Origin of the sequence: Mastigocoleus testarum BC008 (assembly GCF_001456025.1) — a bacterium.
Classification (GTDB): Bacteria; Cyanobacteriota; Cyanobacteriia; order Cyanobacteriales; family Nostocaceae; genus Mastigocoleus; species Mastigocoleus testarum.
In genome coordinates, this window is the sequence record NZ_LMTZ01000133.1 from 52,063 (window position 1) to 73,108 (window position 21,046).

General features: G+C 37.2%; 14 protein-coding genes and 1 pseudogene. 6 read left to right on the top strand and 9 right to left on the bottom strand.

The features are described from left to right. Positions 1–313: 313 nt before the first annotated feature. Positions 314–937 carry a thiaminase II/PqqC family protein gene (locus BC008_RS35330; protein WP_027846674.1) on the bottom strand — a complete coding sequence of 208 codons (624 nt, stop codon included), beginning with the start codon at positions 935–937 and terminating at the stop codon, positions 314–316. A 167-nt stretch (positions 938–1,104) separates the two neighbouring features. Here BC008_RS35330 and BC008_RS35335 point away from each other — a divergent pair, with 167 nt between their 5' ends. Both BC008_RS35335 and dprA read left to right on the top strand, forming a co-directional pair. Further along, a complete protein-coding gene (locus BC008_RS35335; protein WP_027846675.1) occupies positions 1,105–1,758 on the top strand; it encodes a DUF2301 domain-containing membrane protein in 654 nt (217 codons plus the stop codon). A 224-nt stretch (positions 1,759–1,982) separates the two neighbouring features. Continuing rightward, complete coding sequence (dprA, locus tag BC008_RS35340; RefSeq protein ID WP_027843896.1) at positions 1,983–3,101, top strand: DNA-processing protein DprA; 1,119 nt, start codon at positions 1,983–1,985, stop codon at positions 3,099–3,101. A 68-nt stretch (positions 3,102–3,169) separates the two neighbouring features. Here dprA and BC008_RS35345 read toward each other — a convergent pair. The 4 genes and pseudogenes from BC008_RS35345 to BC008_RS35360 form a co-directional block, all read right to left on the bottom strand. After that, positions 3,170–5,365: pseudogene (locus BC008_RS35345) on the bottom strand (glycoside hydrolase family 65 protein); the annotation flags it as partial. Positions 5,366–5,815: 450 nt separating this feature from the next. Further along, positions 5,816–7,264, bottom strand: coding sequence for a DUF1802 family protein (locus BC008_RS35350; protein ID WP_027843897.1), 1,449 nt, complete (start codon positions 7,262–7,264; stop codon positions 5,816–5,818). A gap of 76 nt (positions 7,265–7,340) precedes the next feature. After that, a complete protein-coding gene (locus BC008_RS35355; RefSeq protein WP_058184341.1) occupies positions 7,341–9,170 on the bottom strand; it encodes a P-loop NTPase fold protein in 1,830 nt (609 codons plus the stop codon). Between the two features lie 96 nt (positions 9,171–9,266). Next, positions 9,267–9,959, bottom strand: coding sequence for a hypothetical protein (locus tag BC008_RS35360; protein WP_027843898.1), 693 nt, complete (start codon positions 9,957–9,959; stop codon positions 9,267–9,269). A gap of 423 nt (positions 9,960–10,382) precedes the next feature. Here BC008_RS35360 and BC008_RS35365 point away from each other — a divergent pair, with 423 nt between their 5' ends. Next, on the top strand, positions 10,383–11,120 hold the full coding sequence (locus tag BC008_RS35365; RefSeq protein WP_027843899.1) for a DUF1995 family protein: 738 nt from the start codon (positions 10,383–10,385) through the stop codon (positions 11,118–11,120). An 86-nt stretch (positions 11,121–11,206) separates the two neighbouring features. Here BC008_RS35365 and BC008_RS35370 read toward each other — a convergent pair whose 3' ends face one another. After that, positions 11,207–11,794 (bottom strand): DUF4126 domain-containing protein, encoded by a 588-nt coding sequence (locus BC008_RS35370; protein WP_235595993.1) that lies wholly within the window; start codon positions 11,792–11,794, stop codon positions 11,207–11,209. A gap of 500 nt (positions 11,795–12,294) precedes the next feature. Between BC008_RS35370 and BC008_RS35375 the strand changes: the two genes are divergently transcribed. The 3 genes from BC008_RS35375 to BC008_RS35385 all read left to right on the top strand — a co-directional run bounded on the left by BC008_RS35375 (position 12,295) and on the right by BC008_RS35385 (position 17,735). Further along, positions 12,295–12,984: an MBL fold metallo-hydrolase gene (locus BC008_RS35375; RefSeq protein WP_027843901.1), complete on the top strand. Its 690-nt coding sequence runs from the start codon at positions 12,295–12,297 to the stop codon at positions 12,982–12,984. A gap of 626 nt (positions 12,985–13,610) precedes the next feature. Next, complete coding sequence (locus BC008_RS35380) at positions 13,611–14,987, top strand: ParA family protein (protein ID WP_027843902.1); 1,377 nt, start codon at positions 13,611–13,613, stop codon at positions 14,985–14,987. A gap of 555 nt (positions 14,988–15,542) precedes the next feature. After that, entirely contained in the window at positions 15,543–17,735 is a 2,193-nt protein-coding gene (locus BC008_RS35385; RefSeq protein ID WP_058184344.1) for a serine/threonine-protein kinase, read from the top strand. A gap of 248 nt (positions 17,736–17,983) precedes the next feature. On the opposite strand, the gene BC008_RS35390 is transcribed toward BC008_RS35385, so the two are convergent. From BC008_RS35390 to BC008_RS35400, 3 genes are read right to left on the bottom strand one after another with little or no spacing between them, the layout of a single operon-like run. Next, positions 17,984–19,891 (bottom strand): hypothetical protein, encoded by a 1,908-nt coding sequence (locus tag BC008_RS35390; protein WP_058184346.1) that lies wholly within the window; start codon positions 19,889–19,891, stop codon positions 17,984–17,986. Between the two features lie 15 nt (positions 19,892–19,906). After that, entirely contained in the window at positions 19,907–20,092 is a 186-nt protein-coding gene (locus BC008_RS35395; RefSeq protein WP_027843904.1) for a hypothetical protein, read from the bottom strand. Next, positions 20,082–20,927 (bottom strand): hypothetical protein, encoded by an 846-nt coding sequence (locus BC008_RS35400; protein WP_027843905.1) that lies wholly within the window; start codon positions 20,925–20,927, stop codon positions 20,082–20,084. Before BC008_RS35400 ends, BC008_RS35395 begins: the two co-directional genes overlap by 11 nt. Positions 20,928–21,046: the final 119 nt, after the last annotated feature.

The window sequence follows — 21,046 nt, forward strand, 5'->3', positions numbered from 1 at the left end:
ATTGTATATCTTGATACAGAATTGTCAAATCTAGCAATATAGACAGTAATTGAAGATAATTAACCTTAAAAACTCTTTATACCTGTCATTTTTGACAGGTTCTAAATTTAATTCTGCCAATATTTCTTATTAAAATATTGCTCAGTTCCTGAAAAAAAATTATAAAATCCTTACATAGCAAGGGTTTTATGATTTACTTCAAAATATTCGCTAGTCTTAACTGTTGGTCATAAGCATTAAGATTTCAAGGTAAGGAACAGGGAACAGCAGATATAAATAGATAGTAAATGTATAAATAATTTTCCTTGCTTACTTACTCAACTGTCATCGCCATTGACCAAAAGTCTTTTTCTCTAGTTGCAATCTCTAAAAAAGCCGATTCGGCTTGACCCTGTACCGTTTCATCTACCGTTAATAAAACTTCATCAGCAATTTGTTCTAAAAGTTTCACATATTCAGTAAAACCTTGATTTCCCCAACGATCAGCGAACTCTGCATAGGGTGGTGGCATCTTACCAGGTAATTGCCAACCCTGATTATAAGCTAATTCAATCGCCCATAAGGTATTTGCTTGCACTGCATAGGGCATAGTTGTGACTAATTTCATATATTCACAATATTGCTTACAAGTTTCTTGGGGTTCAGTTTCTAAATTAAGCTGTCGCTCTTGTGCTTTCGCTTGAAACCAAGTCAGTTCATCTTTAAGTGCACCCAAACCACTTAGAAGAATATCAAAATGATGCCTTGGAGAATTAGCTAAAACTCGCGCAACAAATCGAGTAAATTCAACGACAAATAGATAATCCTGTACCAACCAAGTAGAAAATTGTTGTGGTTGTATAGTTCCTAACTGACATTGGGTGAGAAATGGATGCACTGTGGCTTGTTTCCAAGCTTGAGAATGTTTTTCTAAAAGTTGGGAACAGGTAATAGTCATGGGGAGTAGTACCAAAAAGCTGTTGAATTAAGCTGTTGAAGTAATATTTAGATATAGCAGACTTATGGGCTGTTGCACCCCGTTACACTAACAGGAGTCAAGAGTCAGAATAGATCCTTTTTGTGAATAGTACAAAATTGTTTTACACCTGACTTGAGAAAAACATTATGACAACAGAAATTACAACCCCACCGGAAGTATATAAAGGACAGTTTGGCGAATTTACAATTAATGATAGCGATCGCACTGGCGTAGTTATTTACCGCTCTGGTTTAATGGTCGCTGCACTCTGTTTTGCAATTGGTAGTGGCTTAGTATTATTTAACTTCCAATCAACACTACCATTTCTGACAGCGTTATATGCTGTGTTCAGTATTGCTTTGGGTATAAGTTTGGTAACCATTCATATTTATATGGTGGAACTGCACCGCTTACTACAAATATTTTGGGTGGTTGGTAGTGGAGCGGCGATCGCGATCGCTGCTTCGACTAGCGAACCTTTAGCAATGACGATTTATAACCAACCCCTGACCATTTTGGGAGTAGGTTTTACCTTTGCAGCTTTGACCGGAATTTATTTTAAAGAAGCTTTTTGTTTCAACCGTTTAGAAACCAAGTTGTTAACCCCAATAGTTCCATTATTGCTGTTGGGACATTTGACAGGAATTTTACCTCTAGATGTAGAAAAGGTTTTACTCGGAACCTGGGCTGTTTCCTTTTTGGTCTTTGCTTTACGTAAAGTTATCCAAGCAATTCCACCAGACATCGGAGATAAATCTGTATTTGATTACTTGGAAGCTCAACGTTCTGCGAAAGCGTAAAATTCTAGGTAAGGAGTAAGGAGTAATAAGTAAGAAGTAATGTTAGCGGAGCGCGTTCACAAAGTTAGACACTTTAGTGTCTACAGCACACAGTAAGGAGTAATGAATTTTTAATCCCAAATCCCCAATCCCTAGTCGCTAATCCCTAATCCCTAATCCCTAATCCCTAATCCCTAATCCTCAACTGGGAATACTAAACCGGTAGGGTGAGGGAGGATAAAAACTTGGTAGAGGAACGCGCATATTGGTTAGCTTGGACACAAGTTTCGGGAATTGGTCCAATATTACTGCAACGCTTACATCAGCATTTTGGCAGCTTGGCGATCGCTTGGGAAGCAAAAGCTCAAGATTTGGGTACCGTAGAAGGTTTTGGCTTACAAACTATCAAAAAAGTTATCCAACAGCGTTCTCGCATCAACCCAGAACAATTACTACAAAAGCACCAACAAGAAAATCCTGATTTTTGGACACCCGCAGATCCAAACTATCCCCGCTTGCTCCAGGAAATTCCTAGTCCCCCGCCAATTTTGTATTACCGTGGCGAAGTAGAGTTAACAGAAAATCTCGGACAAAAACCTTCGGTGGGAATTGTGGGGACGCGCAGACCTACAGAATATGGTATTCGTTGGACGCGTCGAATTACTACAGCTTTGGTAGAAAATGGTTTTACCATCGTTTCCGGAATGGCTGATGGAATTGACACCGTAACCCATGCAGCTTGTCTCAAAGCAGGGGGACGTACAATTGCTGTTTTAGGTACAGGTGTTGATGTGATTTATCCTTCTAAAAATCGCGAACTTTACAAACATATTTTGAATCGCGGCTTAGTTGTTAGTGAGTATCCCGCCAAAACTCCACCCGATCGCAAACATTTTCCCCGTCGCAATCGCATCATTGCAGGTTTAAGTCGTGCAGTTTTGGTTATGGAAGCTCCAGCAAAATCTGGTGCTTTAATTACTGCTGACTATGCAAATGAATTCGGTAGGGATGTTTATGCTTTACCGGGAAGATTAGATGATTTACCATCCCAAGGTTGCTTAAAATTACTCACACAAGGGGCTGCACCGATCCAAAAAGAGTTAGAAGAACTGCTTAAAAGTTTGGGAGCCATACCAAAGTTAGATTTTGCGAATCATCAAGCAGAAGTATCAAATGTACCATTACCAGATTTATCACCAGAACTGCAACGGGTAATGGATGTCATTTCTTCAGAGTCACTACCACTCGATTTTATTATTCGACAAACGGGTATGTCAGCGAGTGAAGTTTCTAGTAATTTGTTGCAGTTGGAATTAATGGGATTGGTGTCGCAGTTACCGGGAATGCGTTATCAGAGGTGTTAGGGATTGGTAATTGGTAATGGGTAATTGGTAATGGGTAATTTTGACTTTTGACTGATAAATTACTTTGACTTGAGGTCAAATTCATACCAATCACCGCGCCAATAGAGTTTAAATTTCATGCGTTTCCAAGCGTTAGGCAAATTGGGTTTTGTTACGGGACCATCTTGCGTAAACTTGACTCCAGCAACACCGAAAATTACGGCTTGCCAGATACTACCACAGGATGCTGCATGAATTCCTTCAGCTGCATTGCCTCGAGTATTCTCCAGATCTACTAAGGCTGCTAGCCTAAAATATTTATAAGCTTCTACTGTTTTTCCCAAAGAAGCTGCTACAAGACCTTGAACGGCTGGACCAAGAGAAGAACCATAGGTAATATCGGTTCGTGGTGCGTAGTAATCCCAATTTTTCCTGAGAACTTCTTCACCATAATCAGTGTCTGGAGTTCTTCCCATGAGATAGAGGAGCATTAAAACATCTGGCTGTTTGAGGATTTGTCGCTTACTAGTTTCCTTGATTCCCAAAATAGCTTGCATTGAACGGGTACGCGGTTGGTAATCAGCAAGCTTAGTATCTTCTAGTTTAAAAAAGCCTTCAAACTGTTCAAACAAACCTGTTTCGGGGTCATAGGGTATCCAAATATTTTCGACGATATCTCGCCAGCGCCAGCGTCGTTTTGAGGTTAATTGTAACTTTTCTTCCAGTTCTAAAGTTTGTTCGGGATAGGTCTTACTTAACCAATCGTAAATGTTAAGGGCTTTTTCCAAATGCCATTGAACTACCCGGTTGGTAAAAGCGTTATTATCAACATTTTCGTGATATTCATCTGGACCAATCACCTGGCGAATTTCATAGCGTTCGCGTTTGATATTGAGTTCGACGCGGCTACTCCAAAACAAAGCAGTATCAAGAATAATTTCAGCCCCATAATCGCGCATCCACTCATCATCACCGGTGACTTGCCAATACCACCAAGTGGCGATGCTAATATCGGAACTGATGTGAACTTCGCGATCGCGACACCAAATTCGGATATCTTCGCCATAGATTTCATCCGGTGGAGCCCAACGGGGAGTTACTTCATCGCCAGTATTTGCACTTTCCCACGCATACATTGCACCCCGATAGCCATAACTAATTGCTTTGCGGCGAGCGCCCTCTAGGGTGTGGTAGCGGTAGGTGAGCAAGTTGCGAGCAATATTTGGTTGGGTAAAGATGAAAAAGGGTAGAATAAAGAATTCGGTGTCCCAAAAAATATGTCCGCGATAACCGAAGCCAGATAGAGTTTTAGCTGGAATGCTAACCCGGTCGTCATCTTGGGGAGCGCTAATCAGGAGTTGAAATAAATTGTAACGAAGGACAAGCTGAGCTTCACTGCTTCCTTCTATTGCAATATCACTGTTTTCCCATAAGCTTTCCCAAGCTTTTTCGTGATGGCTTAGTAGTTCTGTATAGCTGGGTAGTTGCTGTAATTTATTGCAAGCAGCTTTGATCGGGGCTTCCACTTCCCGAGAGGTAAAAACAGTAATTATTTTCTCTAAAGTAATAGTTTTTCCGGCAACAGCATCGAACTTTGTTTCTATGGTAGGAAAGCCTGGTACACTTGTATTTTTTGATTCAGCTTTAGTTCCCGATATAGTTAAATTTACTGCCATTCCCAGTTCAATGCGCGAGCTTCTAGTACGAACTAGTAAGGAAGTATTACCATCATCATAACTTTGGTCAAGAATTAACCAATGATTGAAACCCTCTTTATTTTCTGGATTCCCATCAAGACTAGCTCGAATCAGAACAGTACCATCGAAATCAACTGCTGTTAACTGACAGCGTAACGCGAGTACGTGTCGATCTGCTTGGCTGGCGAAGCGCTCGAAGTATAGATCGATTGTTTTTCCATTGGGACTGCGCCAGCAAATTTTACGGCTGAGGAGACCCCGTTTCAAGTCTAGCTGACGTTGATAACTTAAAATTTCTCCCCGACTAAGACTAAATTCTTCGTTATCTATAATAATTAACAATGGCAGCCAATCAGGACAATTGGCGAGTTCGGTATAAAAGAGAGGAACATCATCATAGACACCATTAATTAAAGTGGCTGCTAAAGCACCAGGATAACCCTCTTCAAAACTTCCTCGCGTCCCCAGGTAACCATTACCAATTGTGAAAACAGTTTCTTTGTAGTTAAGTTGTTCCGGATCGAACTGAGTTTCTGTGAGAATCCAATCCTCATAGAGTAGATGGGGGTCGGAAATAGGTTTATTCATAACTATCTCTCCTGTATCACCTTCTTCTCTCGCTCTGTGAGGATCGACATCAAGGACTCAAAAGATTAAAATTCTACAAAGTAGGTATAGCAATAGATGTATAGCGGGAAATTACCTTACATTTGGCGAGAGATACACTGTTATGGCGCTACGCACAAGTAAAAAGTAAAAAGTAAAAATTCAAAAGTCAAGATAGCTTTGCTAACGAAATTTTACACATCATAGCTTTTAACGCGTCTACGACGTTAGCGGATCCGTAAGGTAGCATAGCTAGAGGATAACCCCGACGCCGCAGGCTGAGCACATGTCCATAGGAAAAACAGGATTTACCAATGTCCTAACCTTGTTACGTAGGGCTATTGCTGCACGGATGGTAAGTGTATAATACATTTCCACTCTACCGTATTTCCTTATATATTGATAGAGGTAATTATTAACGATAATTATTGATTACATTGATAAATCGCGGAGAAAGTAGAATTTATCGTTTTTCCAATCTTTCCCCTTAATTCGTCCTAAATAACCTGTTAAAGGAGAGGAAAGTTCGATTAAGATTTCATGCATTTCCTTGATTTGTAGTCTTTGCGGTGGATTAGAACCAAAGTAAGCACCATGCAATGCATCGACTCCAGTAGAATCCATATTGGAGTTTTGCAAATAATCTTTAACTAATCGGACTAAGTGCGAACGTATTTCAATATTTCTTTTGACCTCATTGGTGTATTCCTGAATTTTGTGGTCAACTACTCCAGCTTCTAGATATTTTCTCAGTTCTATAAGGTCTATTGAGCCTGGATATTGTGCTTTTAATTCAGCAAGTTCTTGTAATGACATAGCTTCAATAATACTTACTTTCCACTCTTTAGCAGCTTTCAAGGTGTGTTGAGTTGCATTTGCGCTATTGGGACCAATGATTAATTTGGGTGAATCGAGAACTTTGTCTGCTCCTAAATGAGTCCCACCTAATTTTAATAATTCTTCAACTGAGCGATTAGGAATACTTTTTCCAGACTTACATTCTATAACTACAGGATAAGGATATGAGCAATATAAGTCTAAACCACCGGCTCCTCCTTTGTAGCTTTCATCAACTTTAAATCCAATAAATTCGAGAGCTTTACGCGATATATTTTCAAAATCTGTCCCCGCTTGATGATTGCTTTTACCTTCTTCTTCCTTGCTACGGTTTCCTAATGCTGCAATATCGTTTATCCAAGCTAAGTTTAAATTTACTTGCTGGTTAACTTGTTGAGTATTCCAACCCAAAAAAACTTGAATATCTTCTTCTAATTTTTTTGCTGCTGGGTTGTTTAAATTTAAAGTCGATAAAACACCCAGAAATTCTTCTAATTTTGGATATGTTGGTGGTTCAAGTTTCTCTAATTGACGTTTACGAGTAGCGAAGATGTTATCTGTTAATATTGGTCTTGAGTCGGAAACACTTAGATGCGTAGACAAAGGAATAAACTTATTATTTCCTTTAGGTGAAATTTCAATCTGTTCAGACAAATAATAAACGCGCAGATATATAAGAAAGATATTTTTCCTTAACGCTAATGTTTCTTCTAAAGTTTCTTTTGTCCAAATGGTTAGCCGCGATAAAGTTGCTATTGATTCAGGATTAATATCGTGACACCATTCACATTTTGCCCAGGCTTTTATAGTAAGTTTTTCAGTACCTAATTGAGCAAAAGTTCTTTGAGCTATATCTAAGAAATTTATATGATAGTAACGCTCAATTGGTAATGGGTTCATTAGAGTATTAGCCGAGCATAGAGCAAATTTTTCCCGATTGATAAACGTATTAGATATTGCTACAATTGAGCGTCCTTGCAATAAAGCCTCAATGTCAGGTGCTGGTAAACGTAGAGCTTTGTAAATCACGATATCATTAGTCATTATTCCTCAATAAAGCAACTACTATCATCGATACTACAGGATTATTTGTAGAAAATCGATTTTAAAATTTTAAATTTTAGCTGTCTTCATCAGCAGCTTCCGAGGGAATTTCGCCAGATGGGTCGCTGAGAATTTCACGGATTAAATAGTTATCTATTACGATCCGTTTTTGGACGATAAAATCGATAATTTGGTCTTCACTTAGTTCATAATCGTCACAACTATTCATCACAAAATAAATTGCTAACAATGGCTTAATGTCTTCAGCTTTCAATAACACCCATTCACCACCTAATGACGGAGACAGCAGTTGATTTAAACACTTTTTGGTTTGAGTTCCAGAACCTACTTGTTTTGAGCGAACTAAACAACCACGAGTCAAATCAAATTTTTTATAGTTAATTAAACGCTTTAATCCAGCTAGAAGAGAATTACCAGTGAATCCTTCAAGAACAGCGACCCCAATTTTTACTGTTTTCCCATCTTCTTTACCGATAATCTTGAAATGGATATACTCCTTATCCTTTTTAGAACCTCTTATTTCTGCAATTTTTTCAACTTCTACTCGTTCTAAAGTTTCTCCAACTAATGTAGAAAAGTTAAAATGTAGAGACTTCGTAAGTAAAGTTGTATCTTCTATGTAATCTTTTATATTACCATTGAGATCTGCTAATTCCTTATCATAAACAGATTCTACAGGATGCTTTTTTGGCTGTATCGGTTTTGATTTTTCCTCTGCATTTGGGGGGATTTCCCAGTTTTTCGAACACCACTTTAAGACTGTTCTAAAAGTTGGTCTTTCCTTACCAAATTCTCTGAGTTTTTCTTCTTCGAATGGAAAAAGTGGATGTGGAAGCTGTGCTATCAGTTCCTGTTGTTCGTAAAAATCCTTTAACCATTGAGAAACTAAAGTCGTTACATCGGTGGAATTAAGATAATTTAACTCTAAAATTGTTTCACCAATCCGATCTACAATCGCTTCAGCATAAGATAAACTCCTGACCTGATCTTTCCAGGTTTCAGGATACATTGCTGTTAGTAAAACACCACGTTTTATGCTGTTATATAAATCTTTGCCTAAACTAGCAACAACTTGTGATTTGCTAAATCCTGCATCATTACATTCAGCAACATCCAATTCATCAAAACAAATTACGATTGGCTTGTAATCGCTAATCAGATCGAGAATTTGGCGTACCGTGTTAAAAGCTTCAGCTTCCCTATTCTTTTTGCTAGGGTTTGATAGACCCATTGCATCTGCTCTTGACTGCGGTAATTCTCCACCAGCAAGCCATTTTATGGCATTAAGCTGATAACGAGGTGAAGAAGAAAGGGTCCATAATATTGCAGTTATGATATCTGGATTTTCAATATCGGGTTTGATTTCTAGTACTTTATCGCTGAAAGTATCAATTACGTTAGGATTTTTTTGAAACAGTTCGGCAAATGTACTAACCATTTGCTCGGGAGTATAACTTTGCTTTTTATTATACGCTTCATTAATCAAAGCAGTTGCTAATTCTCGCCACTGACTAACACCTTGACTACCAACTTCTTTAAGGCTATTAGCCAAATTACGTAAAAATTCAGCTTTAATCCCGTTTAAGTCTCCGACCTGACTCATATAAACAAATAGAGCACTGCGATCATTCTGAAGACGACGGCGAATCCTACTGATGAGATGGCTTTTACCTAAACCTTTCTCAGCGGTAATAGTAATACCAACTACCTGTCGTCTACCGTTACGAATCTTATCTATTGCACCATAAACAGCATCTGAGGCATGAGCATTTAAACTGGAAACATCGGGAAAACCCGTTCCCCAAATATCCCGACTTTTTACTACTAGACGTCCTTCAAATGGATTGTGATTTTTGATCGCATTAATTAGGTCTTCGCTCAGCATTAGTTTAAGGTGAATTAAGTATAAGTTATCAGCAGAAAATCAAAACAAAGAATCAAAGCAATTTACGTGAAGCAGGTTTTAAGTTGTGAAGCAGATTTATGAACTCAAAAGTTTTGCATAACAGCGCAATCCACTCAATTGAGTTTCTATAGAGTCTTTGATTTTTGCTGGATCGTTATCTGGTAAACTTCCACCTTGTAATTGCAAGATATCGTTTGCTTGCATTTCTAGCAGCCAGGAATCAAAATATTGGCGATTCACGCGATCACCAATCTGCCTCCGGATCTGATAAATTGGCACTAGATTATTCAGCTTTTCATCTTTGTTCAATTCATCGTAAACTTGCAGGGTCATTTCTTTAAACTCTTCATAGGAATCTATAAATTCTTTTGAAGATTCATCATCTTTGGCTAACTTATTTTGTGATGTAGAAATAGCCTTACTATCAACTTCTTTAACCCATTTAAGTAAAGCATTCGCCACCCAAGTTCCTATAATTGTTCCTTCAAACGCAAAATCAGAACTTTTCAAACTTTCATTCAGTATTTCTAAACCCTTGGGAGACACCAGAGAAAATCCTTTTTTGGAAATTGCGATCGCCTTCTGCTTTTCCAACTGCTGGAAAACTTCCTGATAATCTGCTACCTTCTTACCTTTTGGTACAACTCGCTTGGTAATTTCGCCTCTCTTCACTTCTTCCTTTGCTCCTCCAAACGCCCATAAAGCCAGAAGTAAACGAGTTTTACCTTGATTTTCCTCATCTCGGGTAAGAGTTTTTTTGGATGGCATAGTTATGTGTTTATTTTTTATTTAAGATTGGATTAATTTAGATTAGTACAGTTCTTTAGTGTTTGTTTGTATACTGAGGAACCTGTCACCTCTCGAATGCTAGTGTACCAAGCAGCATTTCAAGACAATCAGTATTTAATCTTACTTTAATCCCTGCTGTCAGGTCAGAAACTATTTAATAAACTTCAATGACCAACCATTCGTAAAGCAAATAGACGATATAAGTTACGGTAACGCAACTGAAAAATATCATTTTTATGGTTAAATAGACAGTCGCAGAATCTAATCACTGGTATAAATTTGATGGTCTGCTTTCTCTCATAATCATGAACTTATATGTGCTGCCAACATATGAGATAATTTATAGTTTGATATCTCATAAGAAGATCCAAAATCTAGTATCCAATACCCAGAATTTTTAATATGCCTCAACTTCCAGCAACACTAGAGGATGCGATCGCCCAATCGCGAGAAGCAACCAAAGCAGCACTCGATGATGGTTACAGAAGATTGCAAGTAGAACTGTTGTTCCCCGAACTAAAAGTAATGCCAATTGCAGAACAGTTTCTACCATTGTTTGCAGAATATGGCGATAAGTTAAAAGTTTTTTTTGCTGACGCAGGTGCTGCAGCTTTAGCAAAGCGGGAATGGAGCGATGTACCATTCAAAATTTTAGATGTCGGTACCGGTAGAGCTTCTAATGCAGAGCAGAAAATTGAACCAGAAGATGAAATATTTCTCTTTGTTACTCCTACTTCTGTAGAAGTACCCCAACTGGAAAAGCTGTGCGAACAAATTGGTGATCGCCCGTTTGTAATCCTAAATCCCCGTTTGGAAGATTCTGGGGTCGTTGGTATTGGTTATGCTGCGCGCCAAACTCGCCAACGTTTTATCAGCACAATTGAATCCTGTTATTATTTACGTCCAATATTTGAAGAAGCTGCAGTATTACGTGCTTACCCTGAACTTTGGGAAGTATGGGTCAAGAAGGATGATGATTACGAAAAAGTAGTTGATTTAGGTAAAAAACCTTCCGGCGACGAACTAGATATGATTATTGCTGGGGGAGATCCACAAGCTGAAGGAGAAGGAAAAACCTCAGGCAAAAAACCCAGTGTTTTCAAGGGATTACAAAGATTTCTCAAAGCACTTAGTAGTTAATGTAGGGATTGGGGATAGGGGACTGGCGACTAGGGATTAACCAATTACCAATTACCAATTACCAATTACCAATTACCAATTACCAATTAATTATCATTCTTCTTCATCTTCCGCCTTTGCTTGCGCCTGGAAATAAATCTTAAAATGCGACGACTGCCGTCAATCAGAATAATGGTTACAAGCAGTATGGTCAACAAAGGTAAAGTTATTGCCAAAATCGAGAGCACGATAGACGAAATAACTTCGACGACTGAAACAATAGGGTTAGCCACCCCAGCAGTTGCAGTAGTTGTGGCTAGTCTTGTTATGGATGTTCCTACTTCTACTACTTCAGCTGTTGCTCCACCAGTAATAATTGATAAAGTCCACACGAACGCCGGATCGAAATCTCCAGCCATTGATAAAGTTGATGCAGTAAGAAACATTCCAGCGATGGGAGCAAGGAATATTTCTGCAGAGTCGAGCATGTTATTGACAAAGGGTATAAAATAGGCAAGCACTTCAACAATTGCCGCAATACCCAAAACGATCGCTGTCGGGTAAGTACCAACCCATTCCCAATCTGAAGAAAGTTGGACTACTCCATTTAGGGCTGCAATACTAAGGGCTAAAGGTGGAAGAAAGACTCTAAAACCAGAGGCTGCACTTAAGCCAATACCTAAAAACAATGCCATAACTATATTCATGCTGACAAACTAATATCTTTAACTAAAGAGCAATTCAAATATATCTCCTCGAGTAATTATCTCCTCAGGTATCCAGGTATTAGCTTATTTATTGATGCTTGAAAGTACTGAAGAATTATCAAGGCGATCGTGCTGAGCTTATAAAATTAATGTGCTTTATTTCCTCATATTTCCCTCAAGTTTATTACGTACTCTTAACTTATCCACAAATTGAAAGTTGCAAGATGAGGAAAGCGATCTCACATGCGCTTAATTACTGATTAATAAATATATTTTCAGTAATGTTTTTCTTGGGAAAGATAACACAACTACTTACCTTCTCACAACTTTTCTTACGGGTATGATTTCCAATTTTTACTATATGTGCTTATTTATAAGTGAATCTACAAGTTATTTTTGCAACTTCATAACAACATTAATTTATAGTCGCTTTTATTACTTATAAATGGAAAAGCAATTTATAGAAATACGATATCAAAGGTGGAAATATGCAATATAAAATCAAAACTATTACCTCATTGCTACCATTCAACTTAAGTAATGTAAATTGCTATTTATTAGAAAATGATACAGACTTTATTCTGATTGATACCGGAAGTTCAAATAGGCGTACTGAAATAGAGAAAGCACTTGAAAGGGAGGGTTGTAAACCGGGAAATGTCAAGCTCGTTATTTTGACTCATGGAGATTTTGACCATACTGGAAATGCTGCATATCTTCGTGACAAGTTTAGAACAAAAATAGCTATGCACTATGATGACTCGGGAATGCTCGAAAGCGGAAATATCTTCTTCAACCGACACAAACCCAATATTTTCATTAGAATGATGCTTCCTATTGTCTCGATTCTGTTTGGATTTGGTAAGTCGGAAAAATGTAAATCGGATTTATATCTTGAGGATGGATATGATTTCTCTGAATACGGATTTGAAGCTAAGGTGATTTGTATTCCGGGACACTCAAAGGGCTCAATTGGAATCTTAAGTGCTGACGGTGACTTATTTTGTGGCGATTTACTTGAAAACATACAAAAACCATCTCTTTGCTCTATTATTGATGATTTTGCAGCAGCCAATAACAGTATAGAAAAATTAAAAAGTTTAAAAATAAATACTGTATATCCCGGACATGGTAAACCATTTGCAGTAGAACAATTTTCACCCATCAATGGAAAATAATTACAAGGACATCACTACAAATTTGATTATCAAGAAGCTGTTCTTTCTCAGATACAATAATTTCCTACCTACGCAATAATTTTCTACCTACCTACTCACTATATATTTTTATGCTTCTAACTATGTGACAGATTGACTTTTGCACATATTCATCAATGCAAACACTAGGGTTAATAGCTGTTTATTTACAATTGAAGTGTGACAAATTTTATTCTGTCGTCTTTAGTAGTTATAAATACGGAACTTAAATGTTGTGAATTGAAGATATTTGTAGTTATCAAAATATACAAATACCCATACAAATATTTCTACTAACGTAAGTTGCTAGTCATAAATATGTCAGATTTTAATCTCCTCTAGTCCGCTTTCCAAAGTTGGAATAGCTAAAGTCCTCCAACTCAGTGTGGGATTTAGAGGGATCTTAAAATCAGCTGATAGTGTAAATGAGTAGTTTGAAAACATAACCTAGAACCCTAAATACCTCAAGTTAACAGGTAATTTAAGTGAGTATGGAATAATATCAAAAATTTTCCAACTAGTAATTTAGGTTAATAAAAATATTTCTAGCAAGCAGTTTGTAGCATCCTTCCAGAAATGGTGACAACCTTAACAATCGCCGAAGGAAAATGAACATTGATGAATTAGTAAAAAAATGGTCAACTTTACCCCATAATCTATTAGAAAGTCAGTTAAATTTTAATTTCACAAATCATCTGTGGAACTTTCTAGGTTTTTCTTATGAGGCGAATACTACTATTGTAGGGGGGTTAAAACCAAATTTTATTATTTATGACCAATTTAACAAACCATTATTAGTAGTTGAAACTAAGAAAAGGGTTGTGGATTTAGCAAATATATCAGAGTCAGAGTTTGTTAATTCTTGTCACTCAAGTAATCTTTATCGGGAAGCAATAGGCGATGAAAATTCTAAAATTCATGGAATTAGACAATATTTAAGTGTAAAAAAAAATCCGGCTAAATATGGTTTGGTATTTAATGGAGATTTCTTCCAGCTTTTTTGGCGTAACGATGGTTTAATTATTCCTCTGATGGAGGTGCAAAAAGTTACCAAAAAGACTCTGCCAAAATTAATTTATCAGTTAGATTACTATTTAAAAAATCCTAATCGAGCTTTTATTGTTAGTATCTGGAATCGTAAAGGTGGTATTGCCAAAACAACTAACATTATTAATATTGCGGCTGTATTGTCTGCATATAAGAAACGAGTTTTAGTAGTGGATTTTGACCCACAAGTGGACCTGACTAGGAGCTTGGGCGTAATTCCAGAACATTTTAAACATAAACTCCTTCGTTGCTTCGACAAAATTCAACTAGAAGAATATGACGCAGCAAAGAAGCTCACAGAACAATTAATTCAAAAACTTTATTTCAATGTTAGAGGTCAAATATATCCTATTTCTATTTTACCTGCCAATAAAAAAACACTAGAAGATTTTAGTGAATATAATACCGATGAAAAGTATCACATGCCTAAGAAAGCAACTGCTTTAAGAAAACTATTATCTCTAGTTAGGTCCGAATATGATTATATTTTGATTGATACATCTCCTAAAACAGATATCCTAACAGCATGTTCTCTCTTTGCCGCTGATGGTGTAATTATTCCCTCGGATTATGATCCAGAAACTTTACGTCATGCAAAGGAGATTAGTTGTCATTTCATTCCTAAAATAATTCGTTCAGCACGGCAAAATAGTCAAAGGAAAAAGTCACTTGTTGATGAAATTGCTCCACGACTACTTGGTTTAGTTTTTAGTAACTCTTCCAATATTGGTGTCACAATAGAAAAAGAAGTGGCAAGATGCTTAGATGAACTAGATATTAAGGTTTATAAAACGAAACTTAGACATTGTGATAATGTAGTAATTGCTAAATTCTTTCGCAAACCTGTAGTGTTTTATAGACCTAAATCTCATGCTTCTCAAATGTATATCAAACTTACCGAAGAAATTTTTATGAAATCTAATTTTGTAGAAAAATAACTATCTGTAAATAATATAAAACAGTACAGTAGGGTGTGTTAGGCGCGCAAGAGAAAATTTTCTTTGATGTCACCTTTACCATCGCGCCGTAACGCACCATTATCTATATAAAATTAATGGAAGATTCTTGTGTTTCTTCCGGAATAAATAAAGTCAAATAGAATATTACTACTTGCGACTAAAGTGAGTAAGTAAAAAATAAACTTTACTTAAATTTTTATTTCCGATTTAATCGCGTAATTAAAAAATCTTTGAATCAGGTTTCATAAAGTTTTTATTCGTTGCAATTTACTAATAGTGTTAAATTAAGAACAGACAGCAGAAGCAAATAAACAATTACAAACTTTTTTCTTCAGTCATTAACGAACAGGGGAAAGAAGCCGATAAATTTTCCGGATTTGCTCGATCGCCAACAAATAATGTTGTGAGTAGGGCTATTTTAAGTTATTTTCCCGGAACACTTCATCTGTCCGATAAGGTCTGGATATCTTATGTAGTTCTTTTAAGGGTGTACCCAACATTGCGCGGGAATATTATCACAGCTTTTCAGGGGATATGAATACAAAGCTGCTAAACAATCGTTATCAAATTATTAAAGTATTAGGTGCAGGTGGATTTGGTGAAACCTTTTTGGCTGAAGATACCTATATGCCTTCTGGTCGCCGTTGTGTAATTAAAAAACTTAAAACGATAGCCGGCGATCCACAGACTTATAACCAGGTTAAACAACGTTTTGAACGGGAAGCTGCGACGTTAGAGCTTTTGGGTGAGGGTAGCGACCAAATCCCTAAACTTTATGCTTATTTTTCCGAAAAGGGTTTATTTTACCTAGTTCAGGAATGGATTCAAGGTCAAACTCTAACTGAGATTGTGGAAACAAAAGGTATATTTCCTGAGTCTCAGGTCAGAAAAATTTTACTGAGTTTGATTCCCGTCCTCAATTATATCCACACCAGAGGTATTATTCATCGGGATATTAAACCCGATAATATTATTCTGTCTGCTTTTGACGGCAAACCGGTTTTAATTGATTTTGGTGCAGTCAAAGAAACTATTCGTACCATTACAGCTTCCCCAAAGCATTTTTCCGAATCATTGGTGATTGGAACGCCCGGATATATGCCTAGCGAGCAGGCGATCGGACGCCCAGTTTATGCTAGTGATATTTATAGCTTGGGTTTAACAGCGATTTTTTTACTCACTGGTAAAACTCCTCAAGATCTACAAAGCGATCGTGAAACTGGGGAAATATTTTGGCAAGAATACGCACCTGATGTTTCCCCCGAACTAGCGCAAATCCTCGATCGCGCCGTTAGGATTCATGCTGCAGATCGCTTTACTACAGTGAATAAAATGCTCTACGCATTGGAATCTGAAGCTACAATTCCTCCTAGTACAATCGCAGTAAAACCCGACACAGCAAATCAAAAAATTCTTGCAGCTAATCCCGCAGTTAATCCCAATGTAGTCAGACCCAACCAGCAAACACGGATAGTTTCATCCGAGCCCACAACTGGTGCTGTTGCTAAATCTTCTTCTAATTCCACCCCTAGGAATTGGCAAAAAATTCCTGCGATTTTTGGAAGCTTAATACTTGGAGGCTTGATTGGTGGGTTTGGGATTTCTAATTTTAATCGTCAGCAAATATTCCCACAAAAATCCGTTGATGCACCCGGTGTGTTACCAGAAGTTCGTCTTGTAGAAGGTGAACCCTTACCTACACCTTCGCCACAAACTCAATCACCATCATCTCGACCCACCACTTCTAAAACTGATAATAAAAATAAAGCTGTCACCCCCAGAACTGGATCTGTTAATAATCCATCTGTCCCCAAACAATCCTCACCTGTAAATCCCCGATCTCCATCGACAAATTCCCAGTCTTCACCAACAAATTCCCAATCTTCACCTAATAAAAACCAAAATCCACCTCTTACAAGTAGATCCGAAGGTGTCGATTCTCGATCTTCATCTGTTGATCGCCCATCCGCTAATTCCCAATCCCCATCTTTGAATAATGAATCTATTGATAATGGATCTATTCCTGTAATACCAGAAAATGCTCAGCCTCCAGGTATCATTAATCCTCAAGGAAGGCAAAAACCACCTGTAATTTTACCAGGAGTCAGGGAACCTTTACTTCCTTCTCCATCAAGAAATCAAAATCCTCAAACAGGAAGAAATAATAACCCGCAATTTCCTCATCCTCCAGGTATCAAATTAGGGGAAAGAGCCAAAATAAAATACGGGCGTAAGCCAAGATACGAACGCCGACCTAGACTTAGACGCAAACCAAGACACAAAATCAAAACAAGATATAGAGGTAGAAGAAAACCGCGATCCAGAAACCCACACAGAGTTGAATCAAAATATTTATCTGAACCCGGACAGGTATCTACACCGATATACATACTCAAACCAAGGGATATATCCGAAGCAAAAAAAGTACTTGAATCAGAAGGAAACAGAATTAAATCGAGATATATAACCACACCAGGATATATATCTAAGCCAGGTTACAAAATCAAATTAAGATCCAAACCAAGGTACAGACGTAGGTCAAGAGTTAGACGTAAACCAAGACTAAGTCGCAAACCAAGATACGGACGTAAACCCAGGTCTCTATCTGAAGCGAGGTACAGACGTCAACAAAGAAAGATATCCAGAGCACAACACAGAATTAGAGGTAGACAAAGACGTCAACAAAGACGAATATCTAGAGCAAAACGCAGAGTTAGAAGTAGATAAGCTGTTTTGCATTTAAAATGCACAACAGCAAGTCAAAAGTAAAAAGTCAAAACTCAAAAGTAAAGAAAGTTTGATGTCTCACTATCCAATAGAATAATATTCAAATTAGATGCACAACAACTTATAGATACTAAGCGAGGAATTAATAAAAAGTAAGGTATAGGTAAAATTTAAAATTAATATCGGTAGTAATGCATAGTAATGGAAGCACTTTTAGTTCAACAAGTTTCTGCTTCCAATTCACATCATTAAAGAGAAAAATGGCAAGTATTTCTTTGCACTCTTTTATCGGGAACTGTTTCTCCATAAATGACAAGTTCTTTAGTATTAACCTGATTAAGAGCTTGCGGTTTATCGACAACGCTAACTTGCAATTGGGGATAATTTATTGCAATTTGTAGTCCCACCAGTCTCTGATAAAATTGACTGGCATGAACGTCTTTGCACCCCACAATGGTAATGTTTTCAACAGCTTCTAATTGAGATTTATCGGACACAATAAAATTCCCAGCAGGATAAGGGCGTAAATCTAATACTTTATAAATATGAAATATTGTATGAGCGATCGCCAAAATCAATACTCCATTGCGGAACGCAGCAGATTTTAGACTGAGTTTTTGTCTGCTCCATAGAATAAAAGGTAATAATCCAAAAATAGCTAAAGGATACACTAAAGAAATAGCAATCTTCATCAAACGATAGGTATGCTCTAAGGCAATAAAAGCTAATAAATATCCTCCATACAATCCTATGCCTGCTAGTGCAGCAAGAAGATTTTGCTTCATTAAGCTATTAGTATTTTTTTGATATTGTTGCCAAATTTTTCTACCGACAAAAAAACAAAAAGGCAAGCTAATAATAATATTTATATACCAGCCAAAATCTCTCATTAAAGGCATTGGCTTGGGCTTCTCTTGTAAAAGACTCCAAGGATTTAAAGGAACGAAATTAGAGCCATGTCTATCTAATAGATTCAAGCTTTTGTGAACTTCGTACAAACCTAATTGTGAGGGGAATAATAGATAGAAAAACGCGCCACAAGCAATAATTACTGCTGAAAATTTAAAAATAATTTTAATTATGATGTCTTTGTCATAATTTTTACGCGGAAAATATATTAGAAGAGTTGTTCCATAAGTAAAGACAATTACAGGTATAAATGCTGGGTAAAAAGCTAAAACAATTACCAAAATAGAAAAGAAACAAATAAAATTTTCTACTCTATCTATTTGTAGTGAGATCGCTGCTGTTCTCACTTGTCTTAATGTCAAACAAACAATAATAAGAAATAAAGCATTAGAAAAATAAGCACTAACTAATAACCAATAAATTGCTGGCGCAAATAATGCCCAAGTAAGCAAGATCGATTTACTAAGCCAGGAATTATTTGTACCAGATAATCTAACTTCAAACCACTCTTTAAATAGGCAAAGAAATAAAATTCCTCCCAACATTCCTTGAAAAATAGCAATGCTCAGAGATGAACCGCGTAAAGGATATACAATTAGAGAGCCTAAAAAAGAACTAAATTTCTTAGGGCTACCCAGTAGAAATGCACAGGCAGAATTACCATCAAAAGAGAAGCTATCCGAACCACCATAAAAACTTAGATTATCTGTAGTCATAGCAGCAAAACGACGCACGTAAGCCCACATATCTGGATTGGTATTAGAAATCATGCGATCGAGAGATTGCTGATGATTTATAGTTGCCCATAATGCGAAAAACAAACACCACAAACTAGCATAAAATAATAAAGATAAATTATTTCTAATAACTTTAATTCCTAAAATATCGAGGTTTTTTCTAAGATTGGAAGGGATAAAGAATGCGGTAGAAATAATAACTGCTTCTAAAAGGATAGTTACCAATAGACTATTAAAACAAAAATTCAACGCTGCGGGAGCAATACTTACAATTGCCAAAGGCATTGCTCCCGTTAAGCAGATTGTAGGCATTGATATATCATCATATATGGCTTCGTTTGTATATTGTGAAATACTTTGAGCGCTACTTTGAGCGCTACGAAAACTTCTGATAACAGTTCGCGCAAAATAGAAAATTATTTTTCCGTTATAGTGACAAATAAGCCACAACAAATAAATAGTAATACAACTACCAAAAAATAGAGAAAAGAAAAAAGTTATATCGTTCATTAAAATAAATGTTAATCAAATTACTGAGGCAGATAAAGAATTGTTCAATATTTTAGAGACATTTGTGAACATATGATCACTCTTAATATCTACAGCCGATTCTACTTCTGACTTCTGACTTCTGACTTCTGACTCCTGCTCGCTTGTTAGAGCGCGGTCTGTCCTGACTCCTGACTCCTGTTTATAAGTTTTAAAAATCATCACTTTCTTCCACGACACCAACCAAGGACTGTAAATCAAACTTTTCATCTTCACCGCTGAGACAAATTCCCGCGCTAATCACCGTCAAATCATTTTTAGAAATCGCACTCGTGTGGCGATCGCCATCAACAGTAGTCCATTGAATAACCCAATGGTCTTGACGTTCGCGAAATTCGTTTAATTCACCACCACCCATCTTTAAAGCATCCCGCAAACGTTTTTCATCCCTTTGTTGTTTTTGTAAAGCGGAAAATTCTTGAGCTTGTTGGGTTACCAATTCATAAACTGTGCGCATTTCTGGTGTCATACCTTTAAAATGCAAGTCTGATGGTAAGGTAACTTGTTTGATATTTTCCTTCAGTTGTTCTGCTACCATGGGATCCGAACGGCGATCGCACTCATCAAACCACCAAGAAATACCATCAGTTCGTGCGATCGCAACTTCAAATTTTGCTCCTTCGCTAACTAAATGTACCGGTACAGGTTTGCAATATCCATAATGTTGACGCATATTTGCTTCATTAACAGGATAAGCTAACCAAGTTTGGTTTTTTAATGGATATGCGAGTCGCAAGCGTAAGGGTCGGAGATTTTGCAAGTATTGGGCGATTTGCGGTAAATTTGGTTCTTCTACAAAAGTTGCAGTTTTACTGTCTATTGGTTGGAATAGTCCCCAACCTTCAAAATCGCGGGGTTTGGGTAGAAAGGTACAAACCATACCTAAGACTTTGGTACGAATTTTTCCTCCCTTGACACAGGGTGCAACAAATTGACTGGAGTTTAATTCCTGTTCTTTTGCTGCGAATTGATTTATAAGTTTGCGGATATCTGACATTGGTTTTTATATTATTAATTAATATCAATAACCGGTATCCCCTCAAAATTCCGGGGTAAGGAGTTACTCAGGTATCCATGACCAACCAAAAGGATTAGAAGAGGACTTATCCCGAATTA

Bases quoted from the DNA above. Each gene is read 5' to 3' on its own strand.
- BC008_RS35360 (WP_027843898.1), bottom strand. From the start codon at position 9,959: ATGCCATCCAAAAAAACTCTTACCCGAGATGAGGAAAATCAAGGTAAA.
- BC008_RS35365 (WP_027843899.1), top strand. From the start codon at position 10,383: ATGCCTCAACTTCCAGCAACACTAGAGGATGCGATCGCCCAATCGCGA.
- BC008_RS35385 (WP_058184344.1), top strand. From the start codon at position 15,543: ATGAATACAAAGCTGCTAAACAATCGTTATCAAATTATTAAAGTATTA.
- BC008_RS35370 (WP_235595993.1), bottom strand. From the start codon at position 11,794: ATGGCATTGTTTTTAGGTATTGGCTTAAGTGCAGCCTCTGGTTTTAGA.
- BC008_RS35330 (WP_027846674.1), bottom strand. From the start codon at position 937: ATGACTATTACCTGTTCCCAACTTTTAGAAAAACATTCTCAAGCTTGG.
- BC008_RS35335 (WP_027846675.1), top strand. From the start codon at position 1,105: ATGACAACAGAAATTACAACCCCACCGGAAGTATATAAAGGACAGTTT.
- BC008_RS35395 (WP_027843904.1), bottom strand. From the start codon at position 20,092: ATGATTTTTAAAACTTATAAACAGGAGTCAGGAGTCAGGACAGACCGC.
- BC008_RS35380 (WP_027843902.1), top strand. From the start codon at position 13,611: ATGAACATTGATGAATTAGTAAAAAAATGGTCAACTTTACCCCATAAT.
- BC008_RS35390 (WP_058184346.1), bottom strand. From the start codon at position 19,891: ATGAACGATATAACTTTTTTCTTTTCTCTATTTTTTGGTAGTTGTATT.
- BC008_RS35400 (WP_027843905.1), bottom strand. From the start codon at position 20,927: ATGTCAGATATCCGCAAACTTATAAATCAATTCGCAGCAAAAGAACAG.
- BC008_RS35355 (WP_058184341.1), bottom strand. From the start codon at position 9,170: ATGCTGAGCGAAGACCTAATTAATGCGATCAAAAATCACAATCCATTT.
- BC008_RS35350 (WP_027843897.1), bottom strand. From the start codon at position 7,264: ATGACTAATGATATCGTGATTTACAAAGCTCTACGTTTACCAGCACCT.
- BC008_RS35375 (WP_027843901.1), top strand. From the start codon at position 12,295: ATGCAATATAAAATCAAAACTATTACCTCATTGCTACCATTCAACTTA.